The sequence below is a fragment of the Microbacterium sp. Root166 genome, assembly GCF_001427145.1.
In the GTDB taxonomy this organism is placed as follows: Bacteria; Actinomycetota; Actinomycetes; order Actinomycetales; family Microbacteriaceae; genus Microbacterium.
On record NZ_LMGL01000003.1, the window covers coordinates 475121 to 496830 of the forward strand.

General features: G+C 70.1%; 27 protein-coding genes. 14 read left to right on the forward strand and 13 right to left on the reverse strand.

What is annotated here, in order from left to right; translation table 11 throughout:
* Nucleotides 1-207: 207 nt before the first annotated feature.
* Both glpX and ASD56_RS14015 read left to right on the forward strand, forming a co-directional pair.
* Nucleotides 208-1197: a class II fructose-bisphosphatase gene (glpX, locus tag ASD56_RS14010; protein WP_055966934.1), complete on the forward strand. Its 990-nt coding sequence runs from the start codon at nt 208-210 to the stop codon at nt 1195-1197.
* A 133-nt stretch (nt 1198-1330) separates the two neighbouring features.
* Nucleotides 1331-1555, forward strand: a complete 225-nt coding sequence (locus tag ASD56_RS14015; protein ID WP_055966937.1) for a hypothetical protein — start codon at nt 1331-1333, stop codon at nt 1553-1555.
* Nucleotides 1556-1578: 23 nt separating this feature from the next.
* Here ASD56_RS14015 and ASD56_RS14020 read toward each other — a convergent pair whose 3' ends face one another.
* A complete protein-coding gene (locus ASD56_RS14020) occupies nt 1579-2898 on the reverse strand; it encodes a DNA recombination protein RmuC (protein ID WP_055966939.1) in 1320 nt (439 codons plus the stop codon).
* A 60-nt stretch (nt 2899-2958) separates the two neighbouring features.
* The gene (locus ASD56_RS14025) at nt 2959-3561 is read right to left on the reverse strand and encodes a 3'-5' exonuclease (protein WP_055966943.1); all 603 of its coding nucleotides are present in this window, start codon (nt 3559-3561) and stop codon (nt 2959-2961) included.
* Between the two features lie 72 nt (nt 3562-3633).
* Here ASD56_RS14025 and ASD56_RS14030 point away from each other — a divergent pair, with 72 nt between their 5' ends.
* From ASD56_RS14030 to abc-f, 5 genes are read left to right on the forward strand one after another with little or no spacing between them, the layout of a single operon-like run.
* Complete coding sequence (locus tag ASD56_RS14030; RefSeq protein ID WP_055966946.1) at nt 3634-4389, forward strand: class I SAM-dependent methyltransferase; 756 nt, start codon at nt 3634-3636, stop codon at nt 4387-4389.
* A 27-nt stretch (nt 4390-4416) separates the two neighbouring features.
* Nucleotides 4417-5028 (forward strand): dihydrofolate reductase family protein, encoded by a 612-nt coding sequence (locus tag ASD56_RS14035; RefSeq protein WP_055966949.1) that lies wholly within the window; start codon nt 4417-4419, stop codon nt 5026-5028.
* A gap of 49 nt (nt 5029-5077) precedes the next feature.
* On the forward strand, nt 5078-6151 hold the full coding sequence (gene ychF, locus ASD56_RS14040) for a redox-regulated ATPase YchF (protein ID WP_055966953.1): 1074 nt from the start codon (nt 5078-5080) through the stop codon (nt 6149-6151).
* Nucleotides 6152-6176: 25 nt separating this feature from the next.
* Nucleotides 6177-6746 (forward strand): alpha/beta fold hydrolase, encoded by a 570-nt coding sequence (locus tag ASD56_RS14045; protein WP_055966956.1) that lies wholly within the window; start codon nt 6177-6179, stop codon nt 6744-6746.
* Nucleotides 6747-6755: 9 nt separating this feature from the next.
* Complete coding sequence (gene abc-f / locus ASD56_RS14050) at nt 6756-8405, forward strand: ribosomal protection-like ABC-F family protein (protein WP_055966957.1); 1650 nt, start codon at nt 6756-6758, stop codon at nt 8403-8405.
* 5 nt (nt 8406-8410) lie between these two features.
* Here the strand turns inward: abc-f and ASD56_RS14055 are convergent, their stop codons facing one another.
* On the reverse strand, nt 8411-8761 hold the full coding sequence (locus ASD56_RS14055) for a helix-turn-helix domain-containing protein (RefSeq protein WP_055966960.1): 351 nt from the start codon (nt 8759-8761) through the stop codon (nt 8411-8413).
* Between the two features lie 109 nt (nt 8762-8870).
* Here ASD56_RS14055 and ASD56_RS14060 point away from each other — a divergent pair, with 109 nt between their 5' ends.
* The gene (locus ASD56_RS14060) at nt 8871-9086 is read left to right on the forward strand and encodes a hypothetical protein (RefSeq protein ID WP_055966963.1); all 216 of its coding nucleotides are present in this window, start codon (nt 8871-8873) and stop codon (nt 9084-9086) included.
* Nucleotides 9087-9097: 11 nt separating this feature from the next.
* Here ASD56_RS14060 and ASD56_RS14065 read toward each other — a convergent pair whose 3' ends face one another.
* The 4 genes from ASD56_RS14065 to ASD56_RS14080 form a co-directional block, all read right to left on the reverse strand.
* Nucleotides 9098-9502: a hypothetical protein gene (locus tag ASD56_RS14065; protein ID WP_055966964.1), complete on the reverse strand. Its 405-nt coding sequence runs from the start codon at nt 9500-9502 to the stop codon at nt 9098-9100.
* A 25-nt stretch (nt 9503-9527) separates the two neighbouring features.
* Nucleotides 9528-10307 (reverse strand): alpha/beta fold hydrolase, encoded by a 780-nt coding sequence (locus tag ASD56_RS14070; RefSeq protein WP_055966967.1) that lies wholly within the window; start codon nt 10305-10307, stop codon nt 9528-9530.
* 43 nt (nt 10308-10350) lie between these two features.
* Nucleotides 10351-11391 (reverse strand): zinc-binding dehydrogenase, encoded by a 1041-nt coding sequence (locus ASD56_RS14075; protein ID WP_200947528.1) that lies wholly within the window; start codon nt 11389-11391, stop codon nt 10351-10353.
* A gap of 77 nt (nt 11392-11468) precedes the next feature.
* A complete protein-coding gene (locus ASD56_RS14080; RefSeq protein WP_055966970.1) occupies nt 11469-12248 on the reverse strand; it encodes an inositol monophosphatase family protein in 780 nt (259 codons plus the stop codon).
* A 232-nt stretch (nt 12249-12480) separates the two neighbouring features.
* Here ASD56_RS14080 and ASD56_RS14085 point away from each other — a divergent pair, with 232 nt between their 5' ends.
* From ASD56_RS14085 to ASD56_RS14095, 3 genes are read left to right on the forward strand one after another with little or no spacing between them, the layout of a single operon-like run.
* Complete coding sequence (locus ASD56_RS14085; RefSeq protein ID WP_055966972.1) at nt 12481-13854, forward strand: extracellular solute-binding protein; 1374 nt, start codon at nt 12481-12483, stop codon at nt 13852-13854.
* Nucleotide 13855: 1 nt separating this feature from the next.
* Nucleotides 13856-14821, forward strand: a complete 966-nt coding sequence (locus ASD56_RS14090) for a carbohydrate ABC transporter permease (protein WP_082541484.1) — start codon at nt 13856-13858, stop codon at nt 14819-14821.
* Nucleotides 14818-15792, forward strand: coding sequence for a carbohydrate ABC transporter permease (locus ASD56_RS14095; protein WP_082541485.1), 975 nt, complete (start codon nt 14818-14820; stop codon nt 15790-15792). The genes ASD56_RS14090 and ASD56_RS14095 overlap by 4 nt, the downstream gene beginning before the upstream one ends.
* Here the strand turns inward: ASD56_RS14095 and ASD56_RS14100 are convergent.
* Nucleotides 15789-16208, reverse strand: a complete 420-nt coding sequence (locus ASD56_RS14100) for an NUDIX hydrolase (protein WP_055967279.1) — start codon at nt 16206-16208, stop codon at nt 15789-15791. The two genes, ASD56_RS14095 and ASD56_RS14100, sit on opposite strands and share 4 nt — an antisense overlap.
* Before the next feature lie 49 nt (nt 16209-16257).
* On the opposite strand from ASD56_RS14100, the gene ASD56_RS14105 reads away from it, so the two are divergent.
* Nucleotides 16258-17739, forward strand: a complete 1482-nt coding sequence (locus ASD56_RS14105; RefSeq protein WP_055966976.1) for an SDR family NAD(P)-dependent oxidoreductase — start codon at nt 16258-16260, stop codon at nt 17737-17739.
* Nucleotides 17733-17951 carry a putative acetyltransferase gene (locus tag ASD56_RS14110; protein WP_055966979.1) on the forward strand — a complete coding sequence of 73 codons (219 nt, stop codon included), beginning with the start codon at nt 17733-17735 and terminating at the stop codon, nt 17949-17951. Before ASD56_RS14105 ends, ASD56_RS14110 begins: the two co-directional genes overlap by 7 nt.
* 1 nt (nt 17952) lies before the next feature.
* On the opposite strand, the gene ASD56_RS14115 is transcribed toward ASD56_RS14110, so the two are convergent.
* Nucleotides 17953-18465, reverse strand: a complete 513-nt coding sequence (locus tag ASD56_RS14115) for a GNAT family N-acetyltransferase (protein WP_055966983.1) — start codon at nt 18463-18465, stop codon at nt 17953-17955.
* A 49-nt stretch (nt 18466-18514) separates the two neighbouring features.
* Entirely contained in the window at nt 18515-18844 is a 330-nt protein-coding gene (locus ASD56_RS14120; protein ID WP_055966986.1) for a hypothetical protein, read from the reverse strand.
* Between the two features lie 193 nt (nt 18845-19037).
* Between ASD56_RS14120 and ASD56_RS14125 the strand changes: the two genes are divergently transcribed.
* Nucleotides 19038-20213 (forward strand): alcohol dehydrogenase catalytic domain-containing protein, encoded by a 1176-nt coding sequence (locus ASD56_RS14125; protein ID WP_055966989.1) that lies wholly within the window; start codon nt 19038-19040, stop codon nt 20211-20213.
* Between the two features lie 15 nt (nt 20214-20228).
* Here ASD56_RS14125 and ASD56_RS14130 read toward each other — a convergent pair whose 3' ends face one another.
* The 3 genes from ASD56_RS14130 to ASD56_RS14140 form a co-directional block, all read right to left on the reverse strand.
* On the reverse strand, nt 20229-20642 hold the full coding sequence (locus tag ASD56_RS14130; RefSeq protein ID WP_055966992.1) for a CBS domain-containing protein: 414 nt from the start codon (nt 20640-20642) through the stop codon (nt 20229-20231).
* Between the two features lie 366 nt (nt 20643-21008).
* A complete protein-coding gene (locus ASD56_RS14135) occupies nt 21009-21227 on the reverse strand; it encodes a hypothetical protein (RefSeq protein WP_055966995.1) in 219 nt (72 codons plus the stop codon).
* Nucleotides 21214-21546 (reverse strand): DUF7882 family protein, encoded by a 333-nt coding sequence (locus ASD56_RS14140; protein ID WP_055966998.1) that lies wholly within the window; start codon nt 21544-21546, stop codon nt 21214-21216. Before ASD56_RS14140 ends, ASD56_RS14135 begins: the two co-directional genes overlap by 14 nt.
* Nucleotides 21547-21710: the final 164 nt, after the last annotated feature.

Sequence of the window (21710 nt, forward strand, 5' to 3'; positions counted from 1 at the left end):
TCCCTAGTTCTGGTTCTGCTCGGGTGTGATCGGAGAAGTTCGTCGGGAACGAGCCTAGCGAACGGCGCAGGTTCGGTTACCGGGCGGCCGGCGACCGACGGCTCCGTCGGGTGGGGGATCTGCCGCTGGTGAAAGAAAGGCGATTCCTTCGTGTCATGTGGGCGGAAACCCCTGACCCCCGTGGAGGACCCTGGTTAGAGTGACGACATGGTGAGCCTGACAGCGGACATGAGTCCCCTCCACCCCGACCGCAACCTCGCGCTGGAACTCGTGCGCGCGACCGAAGCCGCAGCCATCCGCGCTGTGCCCTTCATCGGGCGCGGTGCGAAGGAGCAGGCCGACGGCGCGGCGGTCGACGCGATGCGTGCGTTCTTCACCACGGTGAACTTCGACGGCACCATCGTCATCGGCGAGGGCGAGAAGGATGAAGCGCCCATGCTCTACAACGGCGAGAAGGTCGGCAACGGCCGCGGCCCTCGCGCCGACGTGGCCGTCGACCCGATCGACGGAACCTCGCTGACGGCCGCGGGCCGCAACAACGCGCTGTCGGTGATCGCGGTGTCGGACCACGGCACGATGCTCGACGCTTCCACCGTGTTCTACATGGACAAGCTCGTCACTGGTCCTGCCGGTGTCGGCGTCGTCGACATCCGGCTGCCCATCGGCGAGAACATCCGCCGCCTGGCCAAGGCGCTCGGAAAGCCCGTGGACGAGATCGTGGTCTCGGTGCTGCACCGTCCGCGCCACGACCAGCTGATCGAGGAGATCCGCGAGGCGGGCGCCGGGACGCGCCTCATGAGCGACGGCGACGTCGCCGGTGGCATCAACGCCGCGCGCCACAACGCCCGCACCGACATGTGCGTCGGGGTGGGCGGCAGCCCGGAGGGCATCGTGACGGCGTGCGCGATCAAGGCGCTGGGCGGTCACATCCAGGGGCGGCTGTGGCCGCGGGATGACGACGAGAAGCAGAAGGGCATCGACGCCGGACTCAAGCTCGACGGGCACGTGTACGAGGCCGACGAACTGGTCAGAGGCAGCAACACGATCTTCGTCGCGACCGGTGTGACGGACGGGCAGCTCGTCGCCGGCGTGCGCCGCGAGGGCGGGTACGTCTACACCGAGAGCGTCGTGCTGCGCGGCGCATCGGGCACGCTGCGACGGGTCTCGTCGGAGCACCTCGTCTCGAAGTGGCTCTGACCGGCGCGAACCGGCGCTGACCACGACCGCGTGGCTGCGTTGTGGCCGTTTCGTGACGACCCTGTGAGGGAACTCTGGCAGAATCGGACGAGGGTCGACGCCGACTCGTGTTTCCGATGCGAGGGAGTTTTCGATGTCCGGACAGGTGGGCGGTTCGTCGCCCCAGACCGGTGCGCACGCCGTGGTCAAGAACGCAGTCGTCACCAACGCCGTCGATCCGTCGCGGCGTCCTGACGTCCTGCTGCGCGTGCGTCGCGAGGAGGGCCACGAGGTCAGCGCGTGGTGGATGGTCGGCGCCTTCGTCGGCGTCTCGCTCGCTGTCATCGCCCTGCTGAGCTTCGTTCCCGGCGGCGCCTGAGCGCCGGACTCGAGGCCGACGGGCTAGTCCTGAACCGGGGCGATCCGCGCGCGCAGGTCTCCGAGGTCGGCGCTCGCCGCAGCCTCTTCGGACTCCGTCGTGGCCGTGTCGAGCGCCAGGGTCTCGTCGAGGAACTCCGGCGCGGTGAGGCGTCTCGGTGACTTCTCGATCGTGGCGGGCTCGCTGACCGCGTCGAGTTTGGTCGCGTCGATGCCCGGGAATCGACGGGCGCTCACCAGCACCCGCGACTCCAGCGAGCCGGCGAAGCGGTTGTAGCTGTCGACGGTGCGCTCGATCGCGCGACGCAGGTCGTCCGCGTGCCCGGCGAGCGAGCCGAGGCGCTCGTACAGCTGGTTGCCCAGGTCGAAGAGCGTGCGCGCTTCGGCGGAGACGTCCTGCTGCGTCCACGCGTAGGCGACCGTCTTGAGCACGGCCCAGAGGTTCACGGGCGAGGCCAGCGCGACCCGCTTGCCGAAGGCGTAGTCGAGCAGCGACGGGTCCTCTTCGAGCGCAGCGGCCAGCAGCGACTCGCTGGGCAGGAAGCACACGACGAACTCGGGGCTCGACGGCAGCCCTGACCAGTACGCCTTCTTGGCGAGAGCATCGACGTGCGCCCGCACCGCCTTGACGTGCTTGTCGAGGAGCGCGCGGCGCCTGCCCGCCTCGGAGCCCTGCGCCGTGAACGGGATGGCGCTCGCCTCGAGGTACGCGTCGAGCGGGACCTTCGCGTCGACGGCGATCGCCTTGTCGCCGGGGAGGCGGATCACCATGTCGGGGCGGCCGGCTCCGGCATCCGAGATCAGCGAAGCCTGCAGATCGAAGTCGACGTACCGCGTGAGGCCGGCGGCCTCGACCACGCGGCGCAGCTGGGTCTCGCCCCAGACGCCCCGCGTGGCCCCGGAGCGCAGCGCGCCGGCCAGCGACTCGGTCGTCGCCCGCAGGGCCTCGTCGGACTCGTGGGCGCGCCGGAGCTGCTCGGCGAGCGTGCCGTACTGCGTGTGGCGCTCGCGTTCGAGCTCGCCGACCTTGGTCTGCATCGCCACCAGCGTTTCGTGCACCGGCGCCAGGGCGCGCAGCACCGACTGCTCGCGCCGTTCGCGCTCCTCGCGCGAGGCCTGGTCGTGCCGGGCCTGAGCGGCGAGCTCGCGATAGAGGAGCTGCTGGTGCTCGAGCTGCGCCTGCACCCCGTGCCGGGTCGCCTCGGCTGCGGCGAGACGGGCCTGCAGGTCGGCGTGCTGCCGGGCGGCGCGAGCGCTGCCGCGGGCGAGACCGGCCGCCCAGCCCGCCAGAGCGCCGAGGAACAGCGTCGCCAGCGCGATGACGGAGATCAGGAGTGCGTCCATGGGATCAGGATGCCGGGGGCTTCCGACATCCCGTCGCCGGACCCAGGCTCGGACCCGTCGTCAGGCGACGGCGAACGTGGGCTCGGGAAGGTCGGCGACGGCGACCTGAGACACGCGCACGCCGGCAGCCAGGGCGAGCGCGTCGATGTCCTCGGCGCCGAGGCGCCGGGCGGCGTCGATCATGACGTGGGCGCACGCGAGGGCGTCGGCGGTCGCGTTGTGGTGGGCGAACTCTGCGAAGCCGGCCTCGGCGGCGACGAACGGCAGGCGGTACGACTCGAGCTGGTACACGCGGCGTGCCACCTGAAGGCTGCAGGCGTAGCGATAGGGGGGCGTGAGGTCTGCGGTCGCCTCGCACGCGCGCTTGATCACGGCCATGTCGAAGCCGGCGTTGTGGGCGACGAGCACGTCCTGGCCGACGAAGGCGGCGATGTCGGGCAGCTGGGCGCTCCAGGTCGGAGCGCCGATCACGTCCTCGGCGGTGATCCCGTGGATGCGGGTGTTCAGCTCGAAGAAGCGGTCGTGCGGAACGGGCGGCTGGATGAGCCACCCCGTCTGGGCGACGATCTCGCCGTCGCGCACGCGGACCAGGCCGACCGCGCACGCCGACGCAGTGCTGGAGTTCGCCGTCTCGAAGTCGATCGCGGTGAATTCCAGTGGCACGTGCCCAGACTCACCCGGGCATCGCCCACCCGTGCCGAGGCGCGCCGCACACGATCGGCCTAGGCTCGGATCGTGGCAGACCGCGAAGAGATGTCGACCTCGTTCGGAGCGGCCGCGAGCGCCTACGAATCCGGCCGGCCGGAGTATCCGCGCGAGGCCGTGGAGTGGCTACTCAGCCCCGCGCGGCGCGAGGCGCACGCGGTGCGCGTCGCCGACGTCGGGGCCGGCACGGGCAAGCTCACCCGGACGATCGTCGAGCTCGGAGCCGACGTGGTGGCCGTCGACCCCGACGTCCAGATGCTCGCGGCGCTGCGCGCCAACGTGCGCGGCGTCCCCACCTTCGTGGGAAGTGCAGAGCGGATGCCGCTGCCCGACGCGTCCGTCGACGCCGTCGTCCTCGGCCAGGCGTGGCACTGGGTCGACGCCGAGAAGGCCGCGGCGGAGGCCGGGCGGGTGCTGCGGCCGGGCGGAGTGCTCGGGCTCATATGGAACATCCGCGACGAGTCCGATGCGTTCGCCCGGGGTCTCACCGCGGTGATGCACGCCAGCACCGCGGAGCGCCTCATCGCCGACGGCGGCCCGATGGTGGGGGAGCCGTTCGGCGACCTCGAGGCCCGCACCTGGCACTGGACGCGCACGATGGGCCGCGCCGAGCTGCTCGACATGGTCGCCTCGCGCAGCTATGTGATCACGGCCGCGCCGGGGGACCGCGACCGGATCCTCTTCGAGGTCGAGGTGCTGTTCGACCGCAGCTGCCGGGTCGAGGACGGCGTCGAGGTCGTCGACCTGCCGTATCGCACGGAGGCGTTCCGCGGCATCCGTCCGTAGGTCGGGCGCCCACGCTAGCGTGACGGGATGCGCGCGCTCACCGTCTGCAACTTCGTCACCGTCGACGGCCGATACGAGGACGACGACCACGACATCGTGTCGTTCTTCGAACACCAGCACACCGACTACGCGGGCGCCGACTCCTTCGACCAGTACACGACGGGGCTGCTGCAGGCGTCCGACACTCTCCTGCTCTCAGGCCGGCGCTCCGCGCTCGGAAACCTCGAGTACTGGACCGGAGTGAGGACGGACCCGGGCGCCACGGACATCCGGCGCCGGTTCGCCGAGCTGATCCTCGGCGTGGAGAAGCTCGTCGTCTCGGACACGATCACCGATCAGGACGTGGCACCGTACGAAAACGTGCGGATCGTGCGCGTCGGCGACGCCCGGGCCGAGGTGGCGAGGCTGAAAGAGGGGGAGGGGCGCGGCATCCTGATCCTGCTGGGGCGGGTGCTGTGGAACGACCTGATGCACGCGGGACTCGTCGATGAGCTGCACCTCGTGACGTTCCCGTTGATCGCGGGGTCGGGTGTGCCGCTGTTCGACTCGCGGCCACCCGTCGCGCTCAAGCTCCTCGAGACGCGTGTATGGGAGAGCTCCGGCAACGTGCTGATGCGCTGGCGCGTGGATCCCGACTGACGACCGCGGCGGCGGGAGCGGCATCCTGCCCCACGTAGACTGAGTGCCCGTGGCTCTCACCATCGGAATCGTCGGACTGCCCAACGTCGGCAAGTCCACCCTGTTCAACGCCCTCACCAAGAACGCGGTGCTCGCGGCGAACTATCCGTTCGCGACGATCGAGCCCAACGTCGGGGTCGTGAACCTCCCGGACCCGCGTCTCGAGACGCTCGCCGAGATCTTCCACAGCGAGCGCATCCTGCCCGCAGCGGTGTCGTTCGTCGACATCGCCGGGATCGTGCGCGGCGCCAGCGAGGGAGAGGGGCTCGGCAACAAGTTCCTCGCGAACATCCGTGAGGCAGACGCCATCGCGCAGGTCGTCCGCGGCTTCGCCGACGACGACGTGGTGCACGTCGAGGGCACCGTCGACCCCAAGAACGACATGGAGACCATCAACGCCGAGCTGCAGCTCGCCGACCTCGAGACGCTCGAGAAGGCGATCACGCGGTACGAGAAGGAGGTGCGCGGCAAGAAGCTCGACCCCTCCGTGCTCGCCGCCGCCGTCGAGGCCCGCGACGCCCTGCAGCGCGGTGAGCTGCTGTCGGCCTCGAAGATCGACCTCGAGCCGATCCGCGAGCTCGGCCTGCTCACGGCGAAGCCCTTCATCTTCGTCTTCAACGTGGACGAGGCCGTGCTGACGGATGCCGCGCGCAAGGCAGAGCTCGAGGCTCTGGTCGCTCCCGCACAGGCCGTCTTCCTCGACGCCAAGATCGAGTCGGAGCTGATCGACCTCGACCCCGAGGACGCCGCCGAGCTGCTCGCGTCGACGGGGCAGGACGAGTCCGGCCTCAACCAGCTCGCGCGCATCGGCTTCGACACCCTCGGACTGCAGACCTACCTCACCGCGGGGCCCAAGGAAGCGCGGGCGTGGACGATCGGCAAGGGCTGGAAGGCTCCGCAGGCCGCGGGCGTCATCCACACCGACTTCGAGAAGGGCTTCATCAAGGCCGAGGTCATCTCGTTCGACGACCTCGTCGCGACCGGCTCGATCCTCGAGGCGCGTGCGAAGGGCAAAGCCCGCCTCGAGGGCAAGGACTACGTCATGCAGGACGGCGACGTGGTCGAATTCCGGTTCAACGTCTGACACGACGGGCACGAAGGAACAGAGCATGACCGACACCCAGATCTTCGAGCCCGACGGCCGCGCCGTGCCGTACGCCGTGGAGGGCGACGGCCCCGTCAAGCTGGTGCTCATCCCCGAGCGCGGTCTGAACGGCGATGCCCTCGGCGTCGTCGCGCACTACCTCGCCGAGGAAGCCGGGTTCCACATCGTGCGCATCGGCACGGGCGCCGACTCGAATGAGTGCACCCTCGACGAGCGCGTCGAGGCGACCGTCGCCGTCATCGACCACCTGGGGCTCGACCACGCGTGGATCGGCGGCCACGGCTTCGGCGGCACGGTCGCCCGGGCCTTCGCCGCGGCCCACACCGACCGCGCCAACGGCGTGCTGCTGCTCGGTGTCGAGGAGACCGAGGTGCCGCTCGCCCCCGCGATCCCCGTGCTGATCGTCCAGGGAACCGAAGACATCGTGACGCCCCCTGCCCAGGGCGAGCTGCTGCAGGCGGCTGCGCCCGAGCGCGCCAGCATCAAGACGATCCACGGGGGCGACCACGAGTTCCCGGCGACGCATCCCATCGAGACGGCCGTCGTCATCGAGGAATACCTCGACTGGGACTGACCCCTCGTCATGACAGCAACCCTCGTGGTGCAGGGACTGGCCGGAGGGCACGGCCACCGCACGCTCTTCGACTCGCTCGACCTGACCGTGGCCCCCGGCGACGTCATCGGCGTCGTCGGAGCCAACGGCGCGGGCAAGTCCACCCTGCTGCGCCTGCTGGCCGGCATCGACGAGCCGCAGGCCGGCACCATCCGCCTTGCTCCGGCCGACGCCTTCGTGGGCTGGCTGCCGCAGGAGCACGAACGTGTTGGAGGCGAGTCAGTCGCGGGCTACATCGCGCGGCGCACCGGCTGCGCCGAAGCGACGAAGGACATGGATGCCGCGGCATCCGCTCTCGCCGAACCGCCGGCCGACGGCGGTCCCGACCCCGCCGACGTGTACTCGGCCGCACTCGACCGGTGGCTGGCCAGCGGCGCGGCCGACCTGGATGAGCGGCTTCCCGTCGTGCTCGCCGACCTCGGGCTCGAGGTGGACGGCGAGGCGCCCATGACGTCGCTGTCGGGCGGCCAGGCGGCCCGCGTGGGCCTCGCGGCGCTGCTGCTGTCGCGATTCGACATCGTGCTGCTGGACGAGCCCACCAACGACCTCGACCTCGACGGGCTCGAACGGCTGGAGGCCTTCGTGCGCGGACTGCGCGGTGGTGTGGTGCTCGTGAGCCACGACCGCGAGTTCCTCTCGCGCTGCGTGACCCGCGTGCTCGAGCTCGACCTCGCGCAGGCGTCGAACCGGGTGTACGGCGGCGGCTACGATTCGTACCTCGAGGAGCGCGCGACGGTGCGCCGCCACCAGCGGGAGAAGTACGACGAGTTCGCCGACAAGAAAGCCGACCTCGTCGCCCGTGCACGTACGCAGCGGGAGTGGTCGAGCCAGGGTGTCCGCAACGCCATGAAGAAAGCCCCCGACAACGACAAGGTCCGGCGCAAGGCGTCGACCGAGTCGAGCGAGAAGCAGGCGCAGAAGGTGCGGCAGATGGAGAGCCGCATCGCGCGCCTGGACGAGGTCGAGGAGCCCCGCAAGGAGTGGCAGCTCGAGTTCACCGTCGGCGCCGCGCCGCGGTCCAGCTCAGTCGTCTCCACGCTCAGCGCTGCGGTGTTCCGGCAGGGCTCGTTCACGCTCGGGCCTGTGTCGCTGCAGGTGAACGCGGGGGAGCGGATCGGCATCACCGGCCCGAACGGCGCCGGGAAGTCCACCCTGCTGCGTGCCCTTCTCGGGCGGCAGGAGCCGGTGTCGGGGACCGCGAGCATGGGTGCGAGCGTGGAGGTCGGCGAGATCGATCAGGCCCGGTCACTGCTGGTGGGCGCCCGGCCGCTCGCCGAGGCGTTCGAAGAGCACGTGCCCGAGATGGCGTCGGGCGACGTGCGGACGCTTCTCGCGAAGTTCGGGCTCAAGGCCGACCACGTGAACCGGCCGGTCGACGAGCTCTCGCCCGGGGAGCGCACGCGCGCAGGGCTGGCGCTCCTGCAGGCTCGGGGCGTGAACCTGCTGGTGCTCGACGAGCCGACGAACCACCTCGACCTGCCGGCCATCGAGCAGCTCGAGCAGGCGCTGGAGTCCTACACCGGCACCCTGCTGCTCGTGACGCACGACCGGCGAATGCTGACGACGGTGCAGACTGACCGCCACTGGCGCGTCGAGGCGGGCGTCGTCACCGAGCTCTGAGCCCGCTAGCGCCCCTGACGCTTCTTGAACGGCTTGGGCTGGCCCTTGACCGCGGGCGCACGGCCTTTGCCCTTCGAGGCCTTCGCCTTGCCGCCCTTCGGAGCCGCGGGCTTGTCGTCCGTCGCCTCGGGCGCCGCCTTGATCCGCGCGTGCGCCTCGGGAACGAGAAGGATGCCGGCCTTCGTCAGACGCGTCGGTCCGCTGTCCCGCGTGAAGAGCGGAGCGCCCACCTCCTCCTCGAGCTTGTCGATCGACGTGTAGAGCGACGCGAGGGGGATGCCGAGGGACTCCGCTGCGCGCGGAAAGTGCAGCTCCTCGGCGACCGCGAGGAACCGCTTCAATTGGGCGATCTTCACAAGGAGTCCTCTCGGTGGGCATCGGATCCTGCCCGTACTCAGGGTAGGCGCACGACGGGGCGGTTCGTATCGGGCGCCCCGGGTGCCGCCGGATCGGTAGAGTGCGCCCATGACCACGAACGTCACTGTCTACATCGGCAGCATGGATGCGAACTACGCGAAGTTCCGGTTCACCGACCCGGCCGAGTGGGAACGCGTCCGAGCGCAGATCGCGAGTGCGATGGATGCCGGCAAGGGACTGATCGAGTTCAGCCGCAAGGGCGACAAGGTCGTCTACGTCTACAGCCCCTTCCTCGCGATCAGCTGGATCGAATCCGGCGCCTGAGGCACCGGGCGTCATACCCGGACGGTGACGGATGCCTCGGTGGGCCCGCCGCACTCCTCGGTGCCGCCGGTCCGACGCCAGTCCGGGTCGACCGCGGTGCTGGTGAGGAGTTCGCTCGCGGCGTCGTAGACCTCGATGGTCATGTCTTGAGGGAACTGACCGGTGAACGTCCACACGTCGCCGTCCACCACCGCAGGGAAGACCGTGACCCCGGCGTCGGATGCCTCCCGCGACGGCGCGCACAGGTCGTCGTGGCAGATGAGGACGTCTTCGGCCGCGGGGACGTCGACCACGATCTCGAGAGTGGACATGTAGGCGATCAGCGGACATGCGACCGGTTCAGCCGGCGCGCAGCCGGTCACTGCCAGCGCGGCCACCCCGGCTGCGACCGGGATCATGCGCCGACGCGTGTTCATGCCGCCATTATCGTCGTCTGCGGCCTCAGTCCTGCGGGGCCCGCTCACGGACGACGCGCGCCGTCGCCGCAGGGTCGGGCCGATGCATGACCGACTCCGGAACGATGACGAGGTCGGCGCCCATCTCGTCGGCCAGCCTATCGGCGGCGGTCATCAGCATCGGGAAGGTCTGCTCGCCGCGGATCACGGTCACCGGCTGCGACACCGACAGCATCTCGGCCGTCGGGGTCGACACCTGACGCACCAGGTTCTGGTCGTAGACGGTGGACTGCGCGAGCGGAGCGATCGCGGCGAGCGCTCCGCTCGCCCGCATCCCGTCGACCATGTCTCGCGGCAGCTCGATCCCCTCCAGCTGGAACAGCTCCACGGCATCCTCGTGCCGGCCCTCGTCGACGAGCGCCTGGAGCCGATCGGAGAGGTCGTCGGCCGGCTCGGCCTCGCCGAACCGCAGCGGCGGCTCCGACAGGAACAGCGCGCGCATGGGCACGCCCAGCGACGCGGCGAACAGCGCCAGCACCGCGCCCGACGAGTGCCCGAGCACGATCGCGTCGCCGCCAGCAGCGCCGATGACGGCCGCGAGGTCCTCGGCCTCTCGCTCCGGGGTCGACCCCCTCACGTCGCCGCTGTCGCCGCGCGCCCGGCGATCCCAGGAGACGGCCGTGAACCCCTCGGCGGCGACCGCGGCGGCGAGGCCGGACGCGTCATCCGCCGCCGAAAGGGCGCCGTTGACGAAGACCACGACCGGCCCGACACCCTCCGTGCGGTAGGCGATCGGGGTGCCGTCGGCAGAGTTCACGGTGCGCATTCCGCCACGAAACCACGCGGCACCGACACTCACAACCCCGGGATCAGAACGCGACCAGCACCTTGAGCGCCTCGCGCGCGTCCATGGCGGCGTACCCGGTGGGGACATCGTCGATGCCGACGGTGCGGTCGAACACCCGGCCGGGATCGATCTCGCCGCTGAGCACCTGGCGGATCGCGTCCTCGAGGTATGCGCGCACTGGCGCCGGGCCGCCCGCGAGCATCGCGTTCTTGCCGAACAGCGAGTCCCAGCCGATCGGCGCGGACTCGTACTGCGGCACGCCGACGCGCGAGATGATGCCGCCCGGCCGGACCACCCCGTACGCCTGCTCGTACGCGGGCATGTGCCCGACGGCCTCGAGCACGACGTGGCTGCCTTCGCCGCCGGTCAGCTCCATGACCCGCCCGATGCCCTCGTCGCCGCGCTCGGCCACCACGTCGGTCGCACCGAACTCGATGCCGAGGTCGGTGCGCGAGGCGTGGCGGCCCATGAGGATGATGCGCTCGGCGCCGAGCTGGCGCGAGGCGAGCACCGCCGACAGCCCGACGGCGCCGTCGCCGATCACGGTGACGGTCTTGCCGGCTTCGACGCGGCCCATGAAGGCGGCGTGGTAGCCCGTGAGATAGACGTCCGAGAGGGTCAGGAGCGACGGGAGCAGCTCGCTGCGCTCATCGACACCCGGCACGGCCACGAGGGTGCCGTCGGCCTGCGGGATGCGCGCCAGCTCGGCCTGCAGACCGCCGACGCCGCGGGTGCCGTAGAAGCCGCCGTGGAGGCAGGACGTGTGCACGCCCTCGCGGCAGAACACGCACGTGTTGTCGCTGTACACGAACGGCACGATGACGAAGTCGCCCTTGCGAACCGTCGAGACCGCCGACCCGGTGTCCTCGACGACGCCGATGAGCTCGTGCCCCATCGTGCGGCCCTTCGAGTCCGGCTTCATCGAGTGGTACGGGTGCAGGTCCGAGCCGCACACGCACGCCCGGACTGCCCGCACGATGGCGTCGGTGGGCTCGACGATCTCGGGATCGGGCACCGTCTCGACGCGCACATCGCCGGGTCCGTACATCAGTGTGGCCTTCATCGGATGGTTCCCTTCGAGTGGGCGGATGCCGCGGCCGCGGCATCCTCGATTCTCCCGCGTGGTTCCGGGGGCAGGGCCTAGCGCAGGGCGTCGAGCCGCTCGAGCAGGAAGGCGTGGGTCTCGGCATCCGCTGCGGCGAGCAGGCCGTGGTCGCCGGTGTGCAGCTCGCCGCCGGCGAGGTTCGTGACGACGGCGCCCGCGGCGCGGCACACCGCGATCCCTGCGGTCCAGTGGACGCTGCCGCGCAGGTCGCCGCCCGTGATGTACGCCGCCTGCTGGCCGCTGGCGACCCAGGCGAGCGCCAGCGTGCTCGAGAAGCACCGAGGGCTGAAGCGGGAGCGGAACACATCGTCCGACAGCAGACGGATGCCGCTGCCTCCCTCGTAGCCGCTCTCGAGGTTCACACTGGCCAGCTGCGAGGTCGAAGAAGGGGCGAGCGCGCGTTCGCCGAGGCGTCCGAAGGCGCCCGTGCCATCCGTCCGGAACGCGTGCCCCGCGACGGGGTCGGCCACCGCCGCAGCCGTCGTGACGCCGTCGATCTCGAGAGCGACGTTGACGGCGAACACCGGCACCTGCGCGGCGAAGTTCAGCGTTCCGCAGATCGGGTCCACGAGCCAGCGCCGCGACGAGTCTCCCGTGGTCTCCAGCTCCTCACCGACGACGGCGTCTGCGGGTCGGAGGTCCGACAGAACGGCGCGGATCGCGCGTTCGGCCTCGATGTCGGCCTCCGTCGAGAAGTCGGCGCCCTCATGCTCGAACCTGCGATTGTGCGCGCCGTAGCGGCTGCGGGCGACCTCCGCCCCGGCGAGGGCCGCGCGCAGCGCGACATCGGAATCGGTCAGGGTCGCGATCACCATGACCTCAGTCAACCAGCCGGGCGAGATGGCCTGCGCAGGAGAACCTTCCTTCCACAGGACGCGTGACCCAGGATCCTCCTGTGGAGGGCCCCTTCTCCTGCAGAAGGCTCGCGCCGTTCCGCTTCTGGCGGCCGAAACGACGGTTGTCAAGCCCCATGGGGATCGCTTCCCGGCCGACCTACCTTCGCCCCACCGCTCACTTCTCCGACGAGCGGGGGATGAGGTCGATGACATGCGCAGGACAGCAGCAGTGCTCTCCGGCGGCGTGGTCCTGCTGCTCCTGGCGGGATGCGCGGTCGGCACAGGCGGAGCAGACGACTCGGATGCCGACTACGGCGCCGACACCGAACTGTCGGGCGAACTCGAGGTGATGGGATTCTCCGGCGTCGACGAGGTCGCGACGGCCCGGATGGATCTGGCCGAGTCCGAGCTCGGCGACGTCGAGGTCGGCCTCATCGAAGGCGAGCTCGACCTGCAGCAGTTCCTCTCGGCGGTCGCGTCGGGGGAGCCGCCGGACGTCGTGTACGCCAACCGGGACCAGATCGGGTCGCTGGCGGCCCGCGGCGCGATCGTGCCGATGAGCCGCTGCATCGAGGGCGAGGGGATCGACACGAGCGTGTACGTGCCGTCGGCGCTCGCGCAGGTCACGCTCGACGACGAGGTGTACGGCATCCCCGAGTTCAACTCGGTGCAGCTGACCATGGCCAACGCCGACCTGCTGTCGGCGGCCGGGCTCACGATCGAGGACGTCAACGGCTCGGATTGGGAGGCCATGAGCGCCGCCAATCAGGCGCTGACGAAGTCGGAGGGCGGCGGACTGTCGGTGATCGGGTACGACAGCAAGCTCCCCGAGTTCATGCCCCTGTGGGCCAAGGCCAATGGCGTCGACCTCATCTCGGAGGACGGCCGGACCGCACAGCTCGACGACCCCGCCGTCCTCGAGGCGCTCGAGTGGGCGGTGTCGATCTACGACGACCAGGGCGGGTTCAGCGCGGTCAAGGCCTATCGCGACTCGGCGGACTTCTTCGGCGAGGGCAACCAGTTCGCGACGAGCGTGCTCGGCGCGATGCCGATGGAGCAGTGGTACGTCAACGTCCTGAACGACGTCTCTCCCGACGCCCCGATGGTCTTCGACACCGTGCGCGACAAGCAGGGCGCGACCCTGGCGTACGCCACCGGCTCCGCCTGGGCCATCCCGTCGGGAAGCGACAACCCGGAGGCCGCGTGCCGCTGGGCCCGCGTGATGACGTCCGAGGACGCGTGGCAGGCCGCCGCCGACGCCCGCCTCGAGGCGCGCACCGGCGAGGGCAAGCCGTTCACCGGCATCCTCACCGCCAACGCGCAGGCCGACGCGGCCATCGAGGGCATGGTGACCGCGGACGAGGAGCCATGGGCCACCGCCGTGGCGAGCATGTACGAGGCCAACGGCGCGACGTTCTCGCTGCCGGCCAACCCCGCCGACGCCGAGTTCAAGGCTGCGCTGCAGGATGCCGTCAACTCCGTGCTCAACGGTCAGGCCGAACCCGCCGACGCGCTCGCCGAGGCTCAGGAGAAGGCCCAGTCCGCGCTCGATGAAGCGTGGGCGGAGCTGGATGCCGAGGGCTGACATGTCCGCCACCACCCGTGGTGCCGCCGCTGCCGCAGTGAAGGGGCAGCGGCGGCAGGGGCACCGCAAGGCCGACCACCGGGAGGCCCGTGCGGCGCTGCTCTTCCTCTCGCCATGGCTGCTGGGCTTCGCGATCTTCACCGCGTGGCCGCTGATCTACAGCGTCTACCTCTCGCTCACCGACTACGACGTGATCAACAGCCCCAACTTCGTCGGGGTCGAGAACTACGCGCGGCTGTTCGCCGACCCGAAGGTCGCGCAGGCGCTCGGCAACACGCTCTTCTACGTGGCGCTGCAGGTGCCGCTGTACGTGGTGGTGTCCCTGGCGCTCGCGCTGCTGCTCAATCGGGCCGGACGCGCCTCGGGAACGTTCCGCACGCTGTTCTTCCTGCCCAAGATGACGCCGCCGGTGGCGGTCGGCATCCTGTTCCTGCTGCTGTTCAACGGCCAGAACGGCCTCATCAACGTCGTGCTCGGCTGGTTCGGCATCAACGGACCCGCGTGGACGACGGACCCCGCGTGGGTCAAGCCGGGCCTCATCCTGATGAGCCTGTGGACCGTCGGGGCATCCGTCATCATCCTGCTGGCCGCCCTGCAGAACGTGCCGGAGGATCTGTACGAGTCCGCGCGCCTGGACGGTGCGGGATTCTGGCGCCAGTCGTTCAGCGTCACCCTGCCGCTGATCAGCCCCGCGCTCTTCTTCATCATCGTCGTCAACACGATCGCGGGACTGCAGACGTTCGACGAGGCCTATACGGCGTTCTTCGGATCGGGCAACACCACGTACAGCAACGATGCCGCGCTGTTCTACGTCATCTACCTGTTCCAGCAGGCGTTCGAGTTCCTCAACATGGGGTACGCGTCGGCGATGGCGTGGCTGCTGTTCGTGATCATCCTCGCGATCACCCTGGTGCAGCTGGCCGTCTCGCGCCGGCTCGTCTACTACGAAGCGGAGGAGGGGCGATGACCCGCGTGCTGCCTCCGGAGCTCGGCGCTCCCGGCCCCGCTGACGATCCTGCCGACCGGGCGGTCAAGACAGCGGATGCCGCGACCGCCGTGGTCGCGCCGCCTCGCGGCCGCACGGTCGACGCGTCACGCCGGGCTCGCGGCCACCGCAGGTGGGTGCGGGCGCTGATCATCGCGGCGCTGGCCGTGCTCGGCGTGATCTTCGTCTACCCGTTCGTCTGGCTGGTGAGCGCCTCGTTCAAGCCGCGCGGCGAGGTGTTCGACAACAAGCTGATCCCCGAGACCTTCACCGTCGACAACTACCTCCAGGTCTGGCAGGAGGCGCCGCTCGCGCTGTGGCTGCTGAACACCGTGATCGTGACCGTGCTCGCCGCCGTGACCGTCGCCTTCTCGAGCGCCATGGTGGCGTGGGGATTCGCTCACTTCCGGTTCAAGGGGAGGAACCTGCTGTTCGGGCTGGTCCTCGCGACCATGATGCTCCCGGGTGCGGTGACGATGATCCCGACGTTCCTGATCTGGAACTCGCTGGGCCAGGTGGGCACACTGACCCCGCTGTGGGCCGGGAACCTGTTCGCCAGCGCCTTCTACGTCTTCCTGATCCGTCAGTTCATGCTCGGGCTGCCGCGCGAGTTCTTCGACGCCGCTCGCGTCGACGGCGCGAACGAGTGGACGTCGTTCTGGCGGATCGCTCTGCCGCTGAGCAAGCCGGTGATCGCCGTCACGCTCGTCTTCGAGGTGCAGGCGGTGTGGACCGACCTCATGCGCGCGCTGATCTATCTGCGCGACTCCGACACGTTCACTATTCCGCGGGGGCTGAAGTCGCTCGTGGACGCCTTCGGATTCGGCGGCGAGTGGCACTGGGAGATCATCGTCACGGCGAGCGTGATCGCGACGATCCCGATGATCATCATCTTCTTCGTCGGTCAGAAGCAGATCATCCAGGGGGTCAGCTCGAGCGGCCTGAAGGGCTAGTCCGCAGGCAGGAAGTACGTCCGCGCGAGCGGCGCGATCTCGAGGTGCTCGGCGTCGGCGCGAGTGATCCAGCGCAGCTCGGCGATCTCGGCGCCGACCTCCGGTCCCTGCGTGCCGATGTCGGCGGCGAACACGTCGGCGACGACCAGGTGCCCGGGCTCGTTCGCCGCCGCAGCGGTGAAGGAGCCGAGCGGCTGGAGCTCGTGAGGATCGACGAAGATGCCGAGCTCCTCGGCGAGCTCGCGGCTGAGGGTCTGACTCGCCGACTCGCCGATCTCGGGCTTTCCGCCGGGCTGCATGAACGCGGTGGTCCCCGTCTTGCGCACGAGCAGCAGCCGTCCGTCCTGGTCGGTGATGACGGCCGCCGACACGTGGATCAGGCGCGGCTCGGCGCGGTCGGCGGTGGGGGAGGTCACGATGGCACGGTAACAGGTCGCGCCCATCTGGGCCGACGTAGAATCGCGTGTGCCTTCTGAGACCTCCGCCACGCCCGACCTGCCGCCGAGCGGCATCGATCCGGCCGAGCTCGCCGTCACGCTGAAGGTGCTCGCCGGGATGGCGGGCCTCGACGAGACCCACCCCGACTTCGTCGCCGTGCGCCAGGCGACCGCGAAGATGTTCAAGGCCGTCAAGAAGGTGCGTCGCCGCGAGATCCGCGACGCGATCGCCGAGGCCGACCGCGCCGTGGTGGCAGCCACCGCCACCGGCGCTCCGGACCGCATCGACGACGAGACGCGCGGCATCCCGATCAGCACCACGACGACCGCACCGACGGCCGGCACCCTGCTGAAGGCGCGGGCCTGCTACATCTGCAAGCAGCCGTACACCGTGGTGGATGCCTTCTACCACCAGCTGTGCCCGAGCTGCGCGGTGATGAGCCACGCCAAGCGGGACGCCCGCACCGACCTGACCGGCAAGCGCGCGCTGCTCACGGGCGGCCGGGCGAAGATCGGCATGTACATCGCCCTCCGCCTGCTCCGCGACGGCGCGCACACCACGATCACGACGCGCTTCCCCCGTGACGCGGTGCGACGCTTCAGCAGCCTGCCGGACGCGCCGGAGTGGATCGACCGCCTCAAGATCGTCGGCATCGACCTGCGCGACCCCGCCCAGGTCATCGGCCTGGCGGACGACGTCGCGGCGGCCGGATCCCTCGACATCCTCATCAACAACGCCACCCAGACCGTCCGGCGCTCGCCGGGCGCGTATCAGCCGCTCGTCGACGCCGAGCTCGCGCCGCTGCCGAGCGGCCTGCTGCCCGAGCTGGTCACGTTCGGCCACACCAACGACCAGCACCCGCAGGCGCTGGAGCGCTCGGTGACCGCCCATCCGATCCTCGCGGCGGCCGCCGCCCGCGCGGACGAGCTGACCGAGCAGGCCATGGCCGCAGGGTCCAGTTCGCTCGAGCGCCTGGCCGCCGGCACTGCGATCGACGCCGGGGGACTGGTCCCGGACCTCCACCACGTCAACTCGTGGACGCAGCGCGTCGACGAGGTCGACCCGCTCGAGATGCTCGAGGTGCAGCTCGCGAACACGACGGCCCCGTTCCTGCTGGTCTCGAAGCTCCGCCCCTCCCTCGCGGCCAGCGAGGCCCGGCGCACCTACGTCGTCAACGTCAGCGCGATGGAGGGCGTCTTCCAGCGCGGCTACAAGGGGCCGGGGCATCCGCACACCAACATGGCCAAGGCGGCCGTCAACATGCTCACGCGCACGAGCGCCCGCGAGATGTTCGAGACCGATCGCATCCTGATGACCAGCGTCGACACCGGCTGGATCACGGACGAGCGTCCGCACCCGACCAAGGTGCGCCTCGCCGAGGAGGGCTTCCACGCCCCGCTCGACCTCGTCGACGGCGCTGCCCGCGTGTACGACCCGATCGTGCGCGGCGAGGCGGGGGAGGACCTGTTCGGCGTGTTCCTCAAGGACTACGCGCCCGGCGCATGGTGAATCTGCCCGCGCCCGGTCGCCGGGTGGTCGTGCGCTACCTGCTGCCGTCGGGCCAGGCGACGGACGCCCTGGGCGAGCTGCTGAGCGCGGACGAGACCACCGTCGTGGTCGACGGCAAGCGCGGGATCGAGCGGATCGCGCGCGGCGACATCATCGCCGGCAAGGAAGTGCCGCCACCCCCGCCGCCGCGTCCCCGGCGCACGCAGGACTGAGTCAGTCCGTCCCGACGGTGGCGCTGCGCCGCTCGATCAGGATCGTGTCCCGCCACGACCCCGCGCTCGGTCCCGCGGCCGAGCGGGCGATGCGCTCCCGCGTCCCGATGATCCGGAAGCCGAGCGCCTCGTGCAGTCGCAGGCTCGCGGCGTTGTCGGGGAAGATGCTCGACTGGATCGTCCAGAAGCCCGCGCTCTCGGCCTCGGCGATGAGCGCCTCCAGCAGCGTGCGACCGATTCCCTGCCCGCGCGCGTCGCGGGCGATGTAGACCGAGTGCTCCACGACGCCGCGATACGCCGGGCGTGTGGACGTGGGGGATGCCGCGACCCAGCCCACCACCTGATCGCCGTCGTCGACGGCGACGAGCCGCAGACCGGGCAGCCGCCCGGCGTCGAACGCCTCCCACGAGGGCGTCTCGGCCTCGAACGTCGCCTCGCCGTCCTCGATGCCCTGGGCGTAGACGGTCTCCACGGCGGGCCAGTCGGCGGCCTCCATCGGGCGGATGCGGATCATGCCGTCCAGCCTGCCGCGTCCGGGCTCGCTCCGGGCCCTCACACGCGGGTCAGTTCTCCCAGTTCCAGTCGACCTGTTCGCGCGCCTCGGTCTCGACCGAGGCGGACGGCCGGAGGCTCCGGGTCACGGCCTTGAGATGCTCGAGGTCGGCGGCATCATCGGGCTCCGGAAGATCGGTCGTGACGGTCTTGGCGACGATCTGGCTGGCCGGTCCGACAAGGAAGACCGCCCTGCCGGGATTGCCGTCCTCCGCGACGATCGGAAGCTCGATGGTCGCCGCATCATGGCCCTCGGCCAGCGCGGCGCTGTAGTCCATCAGCGCATCGGCGACCGCATCGCTCGTCATGAACTCGCCCCCCGCGTAGATCACCACCTTCATGGTGTTTTTCTACCCGACATCGGCTGATCCGCGCTGGGGGTTGCGTGGATCGCCAGCGGCCGCTACGAGCAGCACCCGAGGGATTGTGCACGGCGTTCGTGTCGATGACAAGGGGGTACTGCGGGGGTGTCCGTCTGGGGATGCTGGCACCCGGCGACCGACGCCGGGAACACCGACTCCGAAGGGCAGCACCATGCGGGCACTCACGTGGCAGGGCAAGCGGAACGTCTCGGTGGAGGAGGTGCCGGATCCGCGCATCGAAGCACCGACCGATGCCATCGTCCGGATCACCTCGACCGCGATCTGCGGCTCGGATCTGCACCTGTACGAGCTCTTCGGCCCGTTTCTGGACAAGGGCGACGTGCTCGGCCACGAGCCGATGGGCGTCGTGGTCGAGGTCGGCTCCGAGGTCACGGCCCTCTCGGTGGGGGACCGCGTCGTGGTGCCGTTCAACATCGCCTGCGGCCGCTGCTTCATGTGCTCCCACGGGTTGCAGTCGCAGTGCGAGACGACGCAGGTGCGCGATTACGACAATGGTGCGGCCCTGTTCGGCTACACCAAGCTCTACGGCCAGGTGCCCGGGGGGCAGGCCGAGCTGCTGCGCGTGCCGCTCGCCGACTACAACCACATCAAGGTGGGCACCGAACTCCCCGACGACCGCTATCTCTTCCTCAGCGACATCCTCCCGACGGCCTGGCAGGGCGTCGAGTACGCCGACGTGCCCGAAGGCGGGGTGCTCGCTGTCATGGGCCTCGGTCCCGTGGGGCAGTTCGTGGCGAGGGTGGCCGCGCACCGCGGGTACCGGGTCCTCGCGGTCGATCCGGTCCCTGAGCGCCGCGCGATGGCGCAGCGCCACGGAGCCGAGACGTTCGACCTCGACGACTCGGTCGTGGCGCAGCTGCGCGACCTGACCGACGGGCGCGGCGCCGACGCCGTGGTCGACGCTGTCGGCCTCGAGGCGCACGGCAGCCCGGCGATCAAGGCGGTGCATCAGGCCGTGGGGCTCCTTCCCGGCGCGGTCTCCCGCCCGTTGATGGACAAGGCCGGCATGGACCGCCTGGCGGCGCTCTACGCGTCTATCGACCTGGTGCGCCGAGGGGGGACGGTGTCGATCAGCGGCGTCTACGCCGGGGAGGCCGACATCCTCCCGATGAAGACGATGTTCGACAAGCAGGTGACGCTGCGGATGGGGCAGTGCAACGTCAAGCGCTGGGTCGACGACATCCTCCCGCTCGTGGAGGACGACGGCGACCCGCTGGGCGTCATGGACCTGACCACGCACCACGCACCCCTCGAGGAGGCGCCCGCCCTCTACGAGACGTTCCAGAAGAAGGAGGACGGCTGCATCAAAGTGGTGCTGCAGCCCTAGCGGGTCGCCGCAGGCTCACTCCGAGATCTCTGCGACCGTCTCACCCGTCTCCGTCGCAGACAGCGACAGCGCGACATCGGCCTGGCTGATGATGCCGACGAGGTCGTGGCCGTCGATCACGGGAAGCCGGCGCACCTGATATCGCTTCATGGTGTCCAGTGCCTCGCGGATGTCGTCGTCGGCGCCGATGGTCACGGGCTTGCCCTCGCCGAGCTCACCGGCGCGCATGGTCGTCGGGTCGCCGCCCTGCGCGAGGCATTTCACGACGATGTCTCGGTCGGTGAGCATGCCCTTGAGGCGCTTGTCCTCGCCGCAGATGGGCAGCGCTCCGACATCCATCGACGCCATGAGGCGTGCCGCGTCGACCAGGGTGTCGTTCTCGCCGACGCACTTCGGGTTCGGCGTCATGATCTCTTTCGCAACGGTCATCTTCTCGTTCCTTCCGGTTCCTCCCGACGCTACGGACGCGGACGACGCTCAAGCAGGGGGTTGACAGGGATGTCAACCCCCTCTGGCCCACGCATGCGGCGCCGCATGCTCGAAGCAGGAGGTGTCGCCATGAACAAGTCGCAGACGGAACAGACGCGAACGAGCACGCGGGCAGGCGGCGACGCCGGCTCGAGCGGCTGGAACCCGGCGCAGGATCGTCCGGGGGCTTCCGGCTTCACGCCGCGCCGTCCGCGTCGTTGGGAAGAGCCGACGCACCGGCTACTGCCGGCCGCAAGGTACGAGTAGCAGGCAGTCACGCTCGGTCGGGCCACGGTCCGGCCGAGCGCGGCTCTGCGTCTGCTCCCACTAGGGCTCGATCGCACCGTCCGGGATCGGGACGACGGCGATCTGCGTCCCCGGTGTCAGCAGGAGGTAGGCCTGCCGCGGCGCACCCTCGCCGTCGTTCACCGAGAGCCAGTGCACGCCCGACGCGATCCCCGTCGAGATCTCCTCCAGCAGTTCGTCCAGATCGCGGCCGCCGACGCTGTAGTGCTCGCCGCCGTAGAAGATGTCAATGCGCTTCATCGTTGTTCTCACTCGCCGTGCTCTCCGCGGGTTCGGGTACGAGATACAGTCCGGCCGGCGAGTTGGCGGTGTACACCAGCGCGTCGATCCAAGCCATGTTCAGTCGGGGCTTGCGGCTGCCGTAGTACTTGTAGACGAGTGAGCTGCGCGGGTGCACCCAGACCGTGGTGCGTCCGTCACCGATGCTGGTGTCGTCTTTCCAGGTGAAATGGAACGGCTCGCCACGACGGAGCTTCGTGCCGATCACGAGCTGCAGGTGTGCGAGCGTCCGGTCGTCGAAGTCGACCTTGACTGTACCGTCGTAGATGAATTTTCCCACCGCGACCTCCGCGTGCCGTCGGGCGAATGCAGCAAACGGGGGGCGGCTGCGGGTGGCACCTTCGTCCATGCTCCCGTGCCGCGCCGACCGAGCCAATGCCCTTGACACCCGCGGACGCGCAGAGTATCCGCCGGGCACTGACGCTACGGCCGCGAGGCGAGTAT